The 12,665-nt window shown below is 58.8% G+C and carries 10 protein-coding genes and 1 pseudogene; 3 read left to right on the top strand and 8 right to left on the bottom strand.

Annotated elements, in window-relative coordinates; translation table 11 throughout:
* Nucleotides 1-33: 33 nt before the first annotated feature.
* From ACMGG1_RS11755 to ACMGG1_RS11745, 3 genes and pseudogenes are all read left to right on the top strand, one after another.
* Nucleotides 34-1,521, top strand: a pseudogene (locus ACMGG1_RS11755) (aldehyde dehydrogenase family protein).
* A gap of 41 nt (nt 1,522-1,562) precedes the next feature.
* A complete protein-coding gene (locus ACMGG1_RS11750) occupies nt 1,563-2,561 on the top strand; it encodes a VOC family protein (RefSeq protein WP_142815206.1) in 999 nt (332 codons plus the stop codon).
* 226 nt (nt 2,562-2,787) lie between these two features.
* Complete coding sequence (locus ACMGG1_RS11745) at nt 2,788-3,996, top strand: MFS transporter (RefSeq protein ID WP_256813735.1); 1,209 nt, start codon at nt 2,788-2,790, stop codon at nt 3,994-3,996.
* 40 nt (nt 3,997-4,036) lie between these two features.
* Here ACMGG1_RS11745 and ACMGG1_RS11740 read toward each other — a convergent pair whose 3' ends face one another.
* The 8 genes from ACMGG1_RS11740 to ACMGG1_RS11705 form a co-directional block, all read right to left on the bottom strand.
* Nucleotides 4,037-5,068, bottom strand: coding sequence for a HoxN/HupN/NixA family nickel/cobalt transporter (locus ACMGG1_RS11740; RefSeq protein ID WP_176984083.1), 1,032 nt, complete (start codon nt 5,066-5,068; stop codon nt 4,037-4,039).
* Nucleotides 5,062-7,374 carry a carbamoyltransferase HypF gene (gene hypF, locus ACMGG1_RS11735; RefSeq protein ID WP_262244169.1) on the bottom strand — a complete coding sequence of 771 codons (2,313 nt, stop codon included), beginning with the start codon at nt 7,372-7,374 and terminating at the stop codon, nt 5,062-5,064. Before hypF ends, ACMGG1_RS11740 begins: the two co-directional genes overlap by 7 nt.
* A 203-nt stretch (nt 7,375-7,577) precedes the next feature.
* Nucleotides 7,578-9,734, bottom strand: a complete 2,157-nt coding sequence (gene fdhF / locus ACMGG1_RS11730) for a formate dehydrogenase subunit alpha (RefSeq protein ID WP_128864891.1) — start codon at nt 9,732-9,734, stop codon at nt 7,578-7,580.
* Nucleotides 9,735-9,745: 11 nt separating this feature from the next.
* On the bottom strand, nt 9,746-10,288 hold the full coding sequence (hydN, locus tag ACMGG1_RS11725) for an electron transport protein HydN (RefSeq protein WP_129982848.1): 543 nt from the start codon (nt 10,286-10,288) through the stop codon (nt 9,746-9,748).
* A gap of 161 nt (nt 10,289-10,449) precedes the next feature.
* Complete coding sequence (gene hycI / locus ACMGG1_RS11720; protein WP_129982847.1) at nt 10,450-10,920, bottom strand: hydrogenase maturation peptidase HycI; 471 nt, start codon at nt 10,918-10,920, stop codon at nt 10,450-10,452.
* Nucleotides 10,913-11,329, bottom strand: coding sequence for a formate hydrogenlyase maturation HycH family protein (locus tag ACMGG1_RS11715; protein ID WP_129982846.1), 417 nt, complete (start codon nt 11,327-11,329; stop codon nt 10,913-10,915). Before ACMGG1_RS11715 ends, hycI begins: the two co-directional genes overlap by 8 nt.
* Nucleotides 11,326-12,123 carry an NADH-quinone oxidoreductase subunit B family protein gene (locus tag ACMGG1_RS11710; RefSeq protein ID WP_020826904.1) on the bottom strand — a complete coding sequence of 266 codons (798 nt, stop codon included), beginning with the start codon at nt 12,121-12,123 and terminating at the stop codon, nt 11,326-11,328. The genes ACMGG1_RS11715 and ACMGG1_RS11710 overlap by 4 nt, the downstream gene beginning before the upstream one ends.
* A complete protein-coding gene (locus ACMGG1_RS11705) occupies nt 12,120-12,665 on the bottom strand; it encodes a formate hydrogenlyase complex iron-sulfur subunit (RefSeq protein ID WP_129982845.1) in 546 nt (181 codons plus the stop codon). The genes ACMGG1_RS11710 and ACMGG1_RS11705 overlap by 4 nt, the downstream gene beginning before the upstream one ends.

Raw genomic sequence — 12,665 nt, 5'->3', positions numbered from 1 at the left:
AGGACTCTTTTCCGACAAACGAGGTGGATTACGATGGCTGATATCAAAGTGCTTCCACAGGTTTCCGCCTTTCTGGCGCAGGAACATGGGCAGTTTATCGATGGACAACTGATCCCGGCGGCGGGCGGACAACGCTTGCCGGTAGTCAATCCGGCCAATGGCCAGACGATCGCCAACGTGGCTGGTGCCACCGCCGACGAAGTGGAGCAGGCGATGCAATCGGCTGACCGGGCGCTGAAGGGCGAATGGGGAAAAAGCCTGCCGGCCCAGCGTCAGCAGATACTGTTACGCTTTGCCGATCTGCTGGAGGCTCACAGAGAGGAGATTGCCCAGTTGGAAACCCTGACCAACGGTAAGCTGATCGGTTCCTCCAGGCTGTTCGAGGTTGACCATACCTGCGTTTTCATCCGGTATTACGCCGGTTGGGCCACCAAACTGCATGGTGAAACCCTCGCGCCGTCCATCCCTTCGTTTAACGGCGAGCGATATACCGCGATGACTTACCGCGAGCCGGTGGGCGTGGTGGCGGCCATTATTCCCTGGAATTTCCCGGTGATGATCGCCATTTGGAAAATTGCAGCCGCCTTGTGCACCGGGTGTTGCATCGTGGTCAAACCCAGTGAGTTTGCACCTTTGACCCTGCTGCGTCTGGCGCAGTTGGCCCATCAGGCCGGAGTGCCTGCGGGCGTGTTCAACGTGGTCAATGGCGAACGCCAGGTGGGGCAGTGGCTGATCGAGCATCCACGGGTCAATAAAGTCAGTTTCACCGGTTCGGTTCCGGCCGGTATCGCGATCGGCCAGGCGGCGATAAAAGCCGATTTGACCCGCATCACCCTGGAGTTGGGTGGAAAAAACCCGGCGGCGTTTCTTGCCGACGTCGATACCCAGCGGGCGGTGGACGGCATTATGCTCGCCGGGCTGGTGCATCAGGGGCAGGTTTGTTCCTCTGCCGAGCGGTTTTATATTCATGCGTCGCGCTTCGACGAGATTGTCGAGCAGGTTATCGCCCGGGTCGAGGCGCTGAAAATAGGTTCGCCGATGGACGAAGCCACGCAATACGGTCCGTTGGCTAACTAGGCGCATTTTAACCGCATCAAGGCGATGTTTGATCAGGCGCACAGCCATGACCAGGTACTGAGTGGGGGTACGGTGCTGGACGGAGAGGGGTTCTATGTGACCCCGACGGTGATCCGTGCCACCGGTCAGGACGATCCGCTGATGCGTGAAGAAGCCTTCGCCGGGGTGCTGAGCTTTATGCCGTTTGAGGATGAAGAGCAACTCTTGCATTTGATGAATGATTCGTCCTATGGCCTGTCCGCCAGTATCTGGACCAATGACTTCAGCAAGGCGATGGATTTGATGCGGCGGATTGAGGCCGGGATGGTATGGGTAAATTCGCACACCATTATGGATCCGGCGGTGCCGTTCGGCGGGATGAAAGCCTCCGGTATTGGCCGCGAGTTCGGCAGCACGTTTATCGAGTCCTATACCGAACTTAAATCCGTCATCATGTGCTACTGAATCCCACGGAAACGGGGCCACGGCCCCGGTAAGGAATCACAATGACCACATTGCCCCTCACCGAATACGATCCGCCATTTTCCATTACCCGCGCCAGCCATCTGGTGCTGACCTCGCGTGATCTGGCCGCCAGTGAGCTGTTTTACACCCAGGTGATCGGCATGGTGCTGACCCATCGGGAAGAGGACCGGCTCTATTTGCGCGGGCTGGAAGAGGCTTGCCACCACAGTCTGGTTATCAAGCTCAGCAAGGCGGAGCCCCAGTGCGAACGCGTTGGCCTGCGTGTTTTTCGTGAAAAAGATCTGGAGTTGGCCAAGCTGTTTTTGGACCAGCAAGGGTTGGAAAATTGTTGGGCCGAAGTGCCGTTTCAGGGGCGTACTCTGCATTTCACCGATCCGACAGGTACGCTGATCGAACTGTGCGCCTCAATGCCCGTGGTGCCGCGTTTGCACCATCAGGTGCATCTGTACCGTGGCGGCAGCGCCCAGCGGCTGGATCACTTCCAGTTGCACACTCCCCACGTACAGCGGGCAGCCGAATTTTACATGACGAAGCTGGGATTCCGTGCGACAGACATCTATTTCAATGAGGGTGGAATGGGGGCCGCATTCTTACAACGCAAAGGCAATACGCAGGATCTGGTGTACTTGCATGGCCCCGGCCCGCGTCTGCATCACTTCGGTTATACCATCCCCGATTCGCAAGAGATCCTGCGCGCCTGCGACACTGCCGGCAATCTGGGCTTTGGCAGCAGCATTGAACGCGGGCCGGGCAGGCACGGTATGGGCCATGTCCTCTATGTTTATCTGCGGGATCCGGACGGGCATCGTATCGAGCTGCACAACACCCCTTATCAGATAATCGACATTGAGCTGGAAACCAATATTCTTGCACCCGATCAGCGCCAGCAGTTACTGCCCTGGGGGCTGCCGCCGCAGCGCAAATGGGTTACCGAAGCCAGTGCCTTTGCCAACACGCCGGTAGAACCGACCACCGAGGGCTATCCGCTGGTGCTGGAAGAGTACTTATCCCGCCAATAGGGCTTGATGCCCGAACCATGCCAGGGCAACCCTTGGATAACCTTGTGCCCGGAAACTCTCCGGGCAATAACATCGGCCTTTACTTCCGTTTTTTTTCAACCAATATGGTCCGGCTGAAATGACAGTCGGAGCCGCCATGGCTCCGTTTATCCACAACGTCGTGGTTGTGGCAAAGGCATCGATACGGATATCCCGCCACGATGCCGAATGACGAACTGGAGAGGTTATGGCTAATCCCTATCGCGAACTTCTGACCACGCCCGGCGTCGGGGGGTTAGTGATTGCGAGCTCGGTTGCCCGTTTGCCGCAGGCGATGATCGGCATCGGTATTATTACCATGTTGGTACAGCAGAGCGGTCACTATTGGTTGGCTGGTGCGGTAGCCGGTATATTTACGCTGGCGAACGCGCTCATGGGTCCGCAGGTATCGAAGCTGGTTGATCGGCTAGGCCAGAACAGGGTGCTTCCATGGGTCACCGCGTTTAGCATTACCATGCTGCTGGCGTTGATAACCGCTGCGCATATGCGTGCCCCAGTCCCGTTGCTGTGTATTCTCGCCATGCTGGCCGGCACTATGCCAAGCATGCCGGCAATGATAAGAGCGAGATGGACACAGCTTTTCCGGGGCAAGCCGCAACTCCACACCGCCTTCTCGCTGGATACGGTGCTGACAGAGCTGACCTTCGTGATTGGCCCCCCTTTATCTATTGGCTTGAGCACCGGTATTGCCGCCGAAGCCGGGCCCCTCGCCGCGATAGTGTTGCTGGTGATTGGCGTCACGGCTTTTCTTCTGCAACGACAGACGGCGCCCAAAGTCATCAAAAACACGACTGAACACCGCGGCTCGACCCTGCGTATCCCGGGCCTCGGCACCATCGTGCTGGCACTTTTAGCCATGGGGGTGATTGGCGGATCTATCGATGTGGCGGTAGTCGCTTTCGCCAACGCACAAGGGTGGCCGACGGCCGCCAGTTTGATTCTTGCTGCCTACGCGCTCGGTTCCATGGTTGCCGGTCTGGCTTTTGGCGCGATCAGGGTTAGCTTGCCGATAGAGCGTCAGTTCTTTATTGGGGTGCTGCTAACGGCGGCAACGTCGGTGTTGCCGCTCCTGTCTGCGGACGTTTACATTCTGATGGCGACCATTTTCGTGGCCGGTATGTCCTTTGCACCCACCATGGTTGTCGTGATGAACCTTGGCACTATCCTGGTACCGCCGTCCAGGCTCACCGAAGGGCTGACATGGATGACCACCGGCATCAGCATTGGCGTGGCGCTGGGTGCCGCGCTGGCGGGGCTGGTCATCGACGCTTATGGCGCACGCGCAGGCTTCGGCATCGCCATTGCTGCAGGCGTTGTGATGACGATTATCGTGCTTCTCGGTCGACGCACGCTCCACGCTGCCTCGATGCCCCAGGGGGGAGCAACCTGCTCTTAATGCGGCGGCAGCCAGGGATGACCGGGCTGCCGTAAGCGGACTAGACGCTTAACGAGTCATAATTTTTGCGGCGGTAATTGAGCGCGGACAGGATCCACAGCACCACAAACAGCACGATAGCGGCGTATCCGACGCTGCCCAGGTTGTCATTGAGCACCTCAACACCCCGCCACAGCCCGCCCTGTAGCCCCAGCTTATCGGCCAGCAGCCCCAGGCCTTCCAGCCCGCCGATCACCACAGCGATAACCACGCTGGTGGCGGTGATGGTCATGTTGTAATACAGCTTGCGAATCGGTTTATTGAACGCCCAACCGTAAGCGCCAACCATCACAAAATTATCCAGTGAGTCAATCAACGCCATGCCGCTGGCAAACAGCAGCGGGAACACCATGATTGACCAGACCGACATGCCGGATGTAGCACCGGTCGCGGAGATCCCGAGCAGGCCCACTTCGGTAGCCGTATCAAAGCCCAAGCCAAATAAAAAGCCGACTAAATACATATGCCAGCTTTTATTCACCAGATTAAAAGCAAAGCGGTACAGCCGCGTCATTACGCCGCCGCTGCCGCTCACCAGCAGGGCTACGTCCTGTTCGACCAGGGTTTCACCGCGCTTCACCCGACGGAAAATGCGGTAAACGTCGCGGAAGATCAGCCAGTTCAACAACGCCATCACCAGTAAGAACAGCGAGGAGATCAGCGTGCCCAAAGTGGCGCCATACTGATGCAACCAGCCGATGCGATCGCCAAATGCCAATGAGGTGGCGGCAATCGCGATGCAGGCCAGTACCACAATGCTGGAATGCCCCAGGGAGAAGAAGGCCCCGACGGAAACCGGGCGTTGGCCTTGTTGCATCAATTTGCGGGTGACGTTATCGATGGCGGCGATGTGGTCGGCATCCACCGCATGGCGCAGTCCGTAACCGTAAGCCAGCAGCGCGGCGGCAATCAGTGCCGGGTGATGATGAAAGGCAGCAAAGGCCGCCCCCCATGCCAGCAGGTTTAGCGCCACTAACGTCAACAACAGCCAAAAGGCGCGGGTATGGGTATGGAAAAACTCGCGGTTTAACATGTTACATCCTGTTGGGTTTTGAACGGGAGACGAGTCAAGGGGATACGCTGCGCGCAGGCGACCAATGCCTGACCGAATGCCAACCCTCCATCGCCCGCCGGCAGCCGTTGTGGCAGCAGCACGTGCAGCGGGGCCAGATGATGCTGCAGCCGTTGGCGTAACAGGCGGTTGTGCAGTACGCCACCGCTTAACGCCACGTGCCGGAGGTTATGCTCTGCGGCAAAATGTTTGGCCAGGCCGGCAAATCCCTGCGCCAGAGCATCATGAAACGCCCAGGCCCGTTGAGCGGCTGGCGCTTGCCAGGCCAGCCACTGCCGCCACAACACGCCCAAATCGAGCTGCTCTGCGCAACGTGGCAACGTCACCGGGTGAGAGCAAGGGCCACTTTGGTGGGCCAGCGCCTCAAAAATACTGGCGGCTTCGCCTTCCCAACTTTGCCGTTCGGGCGCACATCCCAACGCGGCGGCGGCCGCGTCAAACAGACGGCCACAGGAGGAGGCGAGCGGCGCATTGATGCCGGCGTTAATGGCTTGGAGCAGGGGGCGCCAGGCGCGCGTCAATAGCCGTTCGGCCTGTGGGCTGTTTTGCCAGTCAGGCACGAAGCGTGCAAAATGCGCCAACTGATTGCGCCAGGGTTGTTGCGCGGCCAGATCGCCGCCGGGCAGTGCCACCGCAGGCAATCCCCCCAGATGACGACAGCGGCGGTAATCGACCCACAGGCATTCGCCGCCCCACAGCGCGCCGTCCTGTCCGTACCCCAGCCCATCCAGCGCCAGGCCGATAACCGCTCCGCCTTCCAGTGGCCAATGGTGTTCGGCCAGGCACGCGGCCAAATGCGCATGATGGTGCAGCACCGGGGTCACCGGCAGCCTCTGTCGGGCGGCCCATTGGTGGCTGACGTAACCCGGATGAGCGTCGCTGGCTAAGCGCTGTGGCTGGCAATGGTACAACGCCATAAAATGCGCCATGGCCTGCTGCCACTGTTGCTGAATATCCTCCTGTTGCAGGTCGCCAAAATGTGAACTGAGTACGGCTTTATTTCCCTGCAGCAGGCAAAAGGTATTTTTGCGATCCCCGCCCACGGCCAATAGCGGAGGCTGTGAAGGGAAGCCCGGAGGCAATGGCAGGGCATCCGGAACAAATCCGCGCGCCCGACGTAGCATTTCATGGCCTTCAGGCAGCAGACGCACCAGCGAATCATCGGCGCGCTGCAAGATTTCGCGATCGTGCAGCAACCACAGGTCGGCAATGCCGGCCAAATCAGCCAAAGCCTGGCTATTGGTTAATGCCGGAGCTCGGCCGGTGGCATTGCCGGAGGTCATCACCAGGGGCCGTTGTATCTCCTGCATCAGTAAATGGTGAAGGGGATTGGCGGGTAACATCAGGCCCACTTCGTTCAACTGCGGGGCGATAGCCCCAGACAGCGGCGAATGGGGCGAGTGGGGCACCAGCACGATAGGCGCGGCAGCGGACGCCAGCAAAGCCTGTGTGTGCGACAGATCAATGCCACGGGTGCAGCGCGTCAGCCAGTCGATATTCGGCAGCATCACCGCCAGAGGTTTGCCGGGACGCCGTTTGCGAAGCCGCAGGCGTTGTACGGCCTCCGTCTGGGTAGCATCGCAAGCCAGGTGAAAACCGCCCAGCCCTTTGATGGCCACAATCTGCCCGGCAGCTAATGCGGCTACCGCCTGCTGCAGAGCTTCTTCCCCCTGATGCTGCGGTTGTCCCTCAACGGTGAAACTGAACAACCGAGGGCCGCAGTCGCTACAGGCGACCGGTTGGGCATGAAAGCGCCGATCGTGCGCCGAACGGTACTCTTGGGCGCAGGGCGAACAGAGCGGGAACGGTGCCATGCTGGTTGCCGGGCGATCGTAAGGCATGGCACGAATAATGGTGAAGCGTGGGCCGCAGTGCGTGCAGTTGATAAAAGGGTAGCGGTAACGCCGATCCTGCGGATCGTTCATTTCCTGCAGGCATTTTGGGCAGGTCGCGGCATCGGGAACAATCTGGGTCGTCATAGCACCGCGTTGGCTGGCGCGGATGCGAAAATCATCGGGCTTTTTCAGCCAGGTAAAGGGCCGTTGCTGAATGTTGTCGATCTGCGCCAACGGTGGGGCCTGCTGGCACAACAGATGCAGCAACAGCTCAAGGTCGACGGGATTCACCAGCCGAATCTCCACCCCGGCGCTGTCGTTCCAGACTTCGCCACGTAGATTGAGCTGGTTGGCCAGTTGCCAGACAAAAGGCCGAAAGCCGACGCCCTGTACTTTGCCGCTGATACGCAGCAGCAGCCCCGGATAGGACATGGTTTATTATCCTCTTTGGGTTTTTATAAATTATCAGGAGGCACAACCCTGCGTAGCCTCCTGTCAATTTATTCCCTGGTATTCCCTAAATAATTGGAGTTGCATCAAGGCGGCAAGAGCGGGGATCCCCAGTCACTTACTTAAGTAAGTGACTGGGGTGAGCGCTTGCAGCCAACACAGATGCAGCTTCAAGTATGACGGGATTACATCACGTCTTCTGCAGCGCGGCGCAGGCGAGCTTTCATATCGCTGTAGCTTTGCTGTGCATAGTTCTCCGCCCAGTGCTGGTCGGTAATCGCCGCCAGTTTTACCGCACAGTATTTGGTTTCCGGCGTTTTGGAGATCGGATCCAGGTTTTCCTGCGTCAGTTCGTTACAGGCGCCAATCCACCACTGGTAGGTCATATACACCGCACCCAGGTTAATACGCTCGTTATAGTTGGCTCGGCTGATCACTTTGCCGCGACGAGAGGCAACCCACACCAGTTGCTGGTCGGCAATGCCCAACGCGGCGGCATCCTGAGGGTTGATTTGCACGAAGCCGGGCTCATCCGCCAGCGTTTGCAAGGCGGCACAGTTGCCGGTCATCGAACGGCAGGAGTAATGCCCAACCTCACGCACGGTACAGAGCACCAGTGGGTAATCTGCATCCGGGATCTCGGCCGGCGCACGCCAGGTGGTGGCGAACAGTTGCCCTTTACCGGACGGCGTTGTGAACTGGTTACCCTGATACAGGTACGGCGTCCCCTGGCTTTCCAGCGAAGTGCATGGCCATTGCACGTGACCGAGCTCGCCCATTTTTTCGTAAGTGGCGCCGTAAAACAGCGGGCAGAGTTCGCGCATTTCGTCCCAGATCTGCTGGTTATCCTCATAGTGCATCGGATAGCCCATTTCGCTGGCCAACAGGCTGATGATTTCCCAGTCGCGCTTGACGTTGTACTGCGGCTCAATGGCTTTTTCGAAACGCTGGAACCCGCGATCGGCGCAGGAGAAGACGCCGCCATGTTCGCCCCAGGAGGTGGCAGGCAAGATCACATCCGCCTGTTCGGCGGTTTTGGTCATAAAGATGTCTTGCACCACCACAAATTCCAGCGCTTCGAACGCGCTGCGCACCAGGCTCAGATCGGCCTCGGTCTGCAAGGGATCTTCCCCCATGATGTAGTAGGCCTTCACTTTGCCTTCATGCACCAGGTGCGGGATTTCGGTGATGCGATAGCCGACGTTGGGATCCATTTTTGTGGCGTCGATTCCCCAGGCTGCGGCGAATTTGGCACGCACGGCCGCATCGGTAACCGCTTGATAGCCAGGGAATTCATTGGGCAGCACGCCCATATCGCAGGCACCCTGTACGTTGTTCTGCCCACGTACCGGGCCGACACCCACGTTGGCGCGGCCCAAATTGCCGGTGAGCAGCGCCAAACTGGCGAGGCCTTTGACCACGTCAACCGCCTGGCCGAATTGGGTCACGCCCATGCCCCACATGATGGTGGCCGAAGGGGCGCTGGCATAGGTGCGCATGGCCTGGCGGATCTGCTGTGCGGTAACGCCGGTCAGGTGTTCCACCGCTTCTGGCGCATAATCCGCCAGTTGCTGCCGGTAGGCCTCGAATCCTTCGGTGTATTTGGCCACGTAATCGCGGTCATAAAGATTCTCTTCAATCAGCACGTAGGCGAACGCATTCACCAGCGCCATGTTGCAGCCGTTCTTGATCTGCAGATGCTGGTCGGCAATACGTGCAGTTTCTATCCGGCGCGGGTCGCACACGACGATCTGCGCGCCTTTCTCTTTAGCCTTCAGCACCCGGCGCGCCACGATGGGGTGCGAGTCAGCACAGTTGTAACCGATGATCAGCAGACACTTGGAGTTTTCGATATCGCCAATCGAGTTACTCATGGCACCGTTACCGAGTGTGGCCTGCAAACCCGCGACCGAAGGCCCGTGGCAGACGCGGGCGCAGCAGTCGACGTTATTGGTGCCGATCACCGCGCGGGCGAACTTCTGCATCACATAGTTGGTTTCATTGCCGGTCCCGCGAGAGGAACCGGTGTGCATGATGGCGCTGGCACCGTGCTGCTCCTTAATCTGCTGCAGCCGCTGAGCGGTATAGCTGATCGCTTCATCCCAACTGACGGCCTCAAACTTGCCGCCTTTCTGCCGCCGAATCAGCGGCTGGCTCAGGCGCGGGGTCAGCAGTTTGGTATCGTTCAGGAAGTCCCAGCCGTAATAGCCTTTCAGACACAGTTCACCCTGATTGGTCACGCCGTCAGCCGCCTCGGCGCGAATGATTTTGCCGTTATCGACCACCAGTTTCATTTTGCAGCCTGCACCGCAGTAAGGGCAGACGGTTGTGATTTTTTTCATCGGTTCAGTTCCTAAAACAGTGACGACATTGTGTCGAGCGCGGCGCGGCGGCGCTTCTCGGCGTTCATTTCCTGCAGCATGTTGCGATCGACGCAGTGCAACGCATTGGTTGGGCAGGTTTCCATGCAGGCCGGGCCGCTGTCGCGACCGATGCACAGGTCACATTTATGGGCTTCGGCTTTCTCGGAGGTGGCGCTCATCATGGCGCCGTTCTGGCGGACCACCGGACGGGTGATCACTTCCATGGCGCCGTAGGGACAGGCCACGACGCAGGTTTTGCAGCCGATGCAGCGTTCCTGCATCACCAGGACCATGCCGTTGGCGCGGCTGATGGCACCGTTAGGACAGACGTTGGCGCAGGGGGCGTCCTCGCACTGGCGGCAAAGCACGGCGGTGCTGACGTTGACGCCTTTAATCACATGCAGGCGCGGGGCAAAGCTGGTGGCGTTCAACGCCGAAATATCCTGGCTTTCGCTGTGCGCCATCACGCAGGCAATTTCACAGGTACGGCAGCCGATGCATTTTTTGGGATCGGCGATGATAAACCGGTTCATCAATAACTCCTGGGTTACCCTTCATCCGGGTATGGCAAAAGAGAGGTCGTGGCTCTGGTTAGGCATAAAACATGCCAATATTGAAAATGCTTAAAAAGCAGAGGGTTATCTTTTTATGGCCCCGGGGTCGACAGCAGGTCGACAGAAATGACGATGCCGCGTCAGACATTCGTCACCTCCAGCTGCGGATAACCGCCATTGTCTGCCCAGTGAAACAAGCGTTGATGGAGCACCGTCACCGCCTGTTTCACCGCCGCGCTGATCGGGTAATAAAACGCCACCACTTCGGGTTGAATGCCGATAAAGGTAATTTCCGCTATGTCTTCGCGCAGTTGGTCGATCAGAAAGTTAAGCGGCAGGTTATGCGTCGTCATGATGAACATGGCGGCAATGTCTTTTTCGTCGATCACCCGTGTTTCACCCGGCGCGAGCCCCATGTCGGTGGCGTCGACGATCACCAGGCGATCAGGGCGTAGCTCGCGGATATGCCCGATGTCATTTTCCGGTGCCGCGCCGCCATCAATCACCTGCCAACCCGCGGGGGAATGACCGGCACAGAATTCAGCCAGCAGCGGCCCGGCACCGTCATCTCCCATCATGCAGTTGCCCACACACAATAAAACGTCAGTCATCATGCCTCCGGACCATCAGGTAAATGGCGGGTTCGTTTTCAATCGATTGAAGCAGGGCGATCAGCTGTTGGCTCCAGCTTTGCTGTTCAGTGTTCATACGCGGCGCCGCGTGGCTCAACGCCGTGGCCAACAGGTGGGTATGGCTGTTGTCGATACAGATTTCGCCAAACCGATCGATCCCTTCCAGTTTGCGCCGTGCGGTGCTGCCCGCAGGCAACTGCGCTATCCAGGCGCGAAACCCCGCCAGCGGGCAGCTGAGTTTGGCTTCCAGGCAGTCGATCACCCCCAGATGATGGCCGATCGCCAGGCTGTAATAGATCACCTCCTGGGCCTTCGGCGGGGCCTTTTTCTCCTGCACAAACTTGCGGCTAAGGGAGTAAAACACCACCTGTCCTTGGGAATCGGTCATAGCCGCAGCTCCCCACGCAGCACCCGTTGATAAATGCCCTGCAGGTTGCCGACAATTTCATTCAGGCGCAGGTCATCTTGCTGGTGCAGATAAGCGGCGATGCGCTGTTCGACCGGTTCTGGTGTCTCTGCTGCCAGCAGTTGCATGAACTGGTCGGCGATTTGGCGACCGTAGCGGTAACCGGCCATACGCCGGGCTTCGCGATCCAGCAGCACTCGCAGCGGCTGTGGCAGTTGCGGGTGCAACAAGCGCGTAGCTTCACCGTCGGTTTCATCATGCTGGTGGCCTTTGATTTTCTGATCCAGCAGGCCCAGCGCCATGGCGAAACCGTAAATGGTCGCCGCCGGCGTCGGCGGGCAGCCGGGAATATAGACATCGACCGGAACGATGCGATCGGTACCGCCCCACACGCAGTAAAGATCGTGGAAGATACCGCCGCTGTTGCCACAGGCACCGTAGGAGATGCTGATTTTAGGATCGGGTGAGGCCTGCCAGGCGCGGATCGCCGGAATGCGCATGGCACGGGTCACTGCACCGGTGAACAACAAAATATCGGCATGTCTGGGGGAAGGAACCACTTTGATGCCGAAACGTTCCGCGTCGAACAGCGGTGAAATGGCAGCGAAAATCTCAATTTCGCAGCCATTACAGCCGCCGCAGTCCACCCGATAGACATAGGCCGAGCGGCGGATATCCTGCAGCAGGGTGGTTTTCAGCTTGGCGATGCTGTCATCGAGGGTGATTGGCACCGGCAGGCCATTTTCATCACGTGGTCCAATCAATGGCGAATTCATGAGATGACCTCCCGGGTCAAATGGCGGCCGATATCAATGCGATCGGCCTGGGCCAGGTTCTGCTGCTGTTTGCAGGCCGGGCAGGTTTCAAACTGCGCACGGCGGGTTGCCGCCTCCGAGCTGCTCAACCCGAGCAACGCCATCGCATAATCAATTTCCTTTTGCGCCGCATAGGGTTTGCCGCACTGTCGGCAATGACAAATGGCGAAGTCGGCTTGTTCGTACAGATCCTCTTTACGCCACACTGCCAGTTCGAACTGCTGCGAAAGCCGAATGGCGGCGGTTGGGCACACTTCCTCGCAGCGGGCGCAAAAGATGCAGCGGCCAAGAAACAGCTGCCAGCGCAAGGTGCCGCTTTTGAGATCGGGGGTCATGCTTAACGCGTTGGACGGACAGGCGTTGGCACAGGCACCGCAGGCTATGCACTGCTGTGGACTGTATTCGGGCTTGCCGCGAAAGTTCGGATCAATGGCCAGCGGCTGGGCCGGATAGGCGACAGTGGCCGGGCCGGTCTTCAGCACTTTTTTAATCAGTTTCAGCAT

It is taken from the genome of Serratia sp. BNK-12 (assembly GCF_047456085.1).
Classification (GTDB): domain Bacteria; phylum Pseudomonadota; class Gammaproteobacteria; order Enterobacterales; family Enterobacteriaceae; genus Serratia; species Serratia liquefaciens.
The sequence above is the reverse complement of the archived record's forward strand: the minus strand, read 5'-3'. Positions and strand labels throughout refer to the sequence as shown.

Bases quoted from the DNA above. Each gene is read 5' to 3' on its own strand.
- hypF (WP_262244169.1), bottom strand. From the start codon at position 7,374: ATGTCCTATCCGGGGCTGCTGCTGCGTATCAGCGGCAAAGTACAGGGC.
- fdhF (WP_128864891.1), bottom strand. From the start codon at position 9,734: ATGAAAAAAATCACAACCGTCTGCCCTTACTGCGGTGCAGGCTGCAAA.
- hydN (WP_129982848.1), bottom strand. From the start codon at position 10,288: ATGAACCGGTTTATCATCGCCGATCCCAAAAAATGCATCGGCTGCCGT.
- ACMGG1_RS11740 (WP_176984083.1), bottom strand. From the start codon at position 5,068: ATGTTAAACCGCGAGTTTTTCCATACCCATACCCGCGCCTTTTGGCTG.
- ACMGG1_RS11710 (WP_020826904.1), bottom strand. From the start codon at position 12,123: ATGAATTCGCCATTGATTGGACCACGTGATGAAAATGGCCTGCCGGTG.
- ACMGG1_RS11745 (WP_256813735.1), top strand. From the start codon at position 2,788: ATGGCTAATCCCTATCGCGAACTTCTGACCACGCCCGGCGTCGGGGGG.
- hycI (WP_129982847.1), bottom strand. From the start codon at position 10,920: ATGACTGACGTTTTATTGTGTGTGGGCAACTGCATGATGGGAGATGAC.
- ACMGG1_RS11715 (WP_129982846.1), bottom strand. From the start codon at position 11,329: ATGACCGATTCCCAAGGACAGGTGGTGTTTTACTCCCTTAGCCGCAAG.
- ACMGG1_RS11705 (WP_129982845.1), bottom strand. From the start codon at position 12,665: ATGCTGAAACTGATTAAAAAAGTGCTGAAGACCGGCCCGGCCACTGTC.
- ACMGG1_RS11750 (WP_142815206.1), top strand. From the start codon at position 1,563: ATGACCACATTGCCCCTCACCGAATACGATCCGCCATTTTCCATTACC.